Raw genomic sequence first — 510 nt, 5'->3', positions numbered from 1 at the left:
TGATTTTGTTCATGAAGAAGTATTGCCAGTTTTTGTAGATAAAACAGTTTCTTATATCAAAGAAAAGGCAAAAGATGACCAGCCTTTTTTTGTTTATATGCCTTTACCAGCACCACACAATCCTATTTTGCCTATTGAGCCTTGGAAAGGAAAAAGTAATATAAATCCTTATGCAGACTTTGTGTTGATGATAGATGATTTAATGGGAGAAATATTCAAAGCAGTAAAAGAAAGTGGAGAAGAAGACAATACAATTGTCATTTTTACCAGTGATAATGGCTGTGCAGCCAATGCTAATTTTGGGGTGTTAAAAGCCAAGGGACATAATCCTAGTTATATTTATAGTGGATACAAAGGAAGTTATTTAGAAGGAGGACATAGAGTGCCGTTTATTGTAAAATGGCCTAACAAAATCAAAGCTAACAGTATTTCTGAAGCAACAATTTGTACTACAGATTTTATGGCAACTTGTGCAGACATTGTAGATTACAAATTAAAAGATTGTGAAGC

1 protein-coding gene is annotated in these 510 nt (G+C 33.3%); it reads left to right on the top strand.

Annotated features, from left to right (window positions below):
* Positions 1-510: sulfatase-like hydrolase/transferase (locus Q4548_RS16715; RefSeq protein WP_303457176.1), on the top strand; the 510-nt coding region annotated here is incomplete at both ends.

The sequence above is a fragment of the Wenyingzhuangia sp. 2_MG-2023 genome, assembly GCF_030548295.1.
GTDB lineage: Bacteria > Bacteroidota > Bacteroidia > Flavobacteriales > Flavobacteriaceae > Wenyingzhuangia.
Note: the sequence above shows the minus strand (reverse complement) of the source record. Positions and strands in the feature narration are given on the sequence as shown.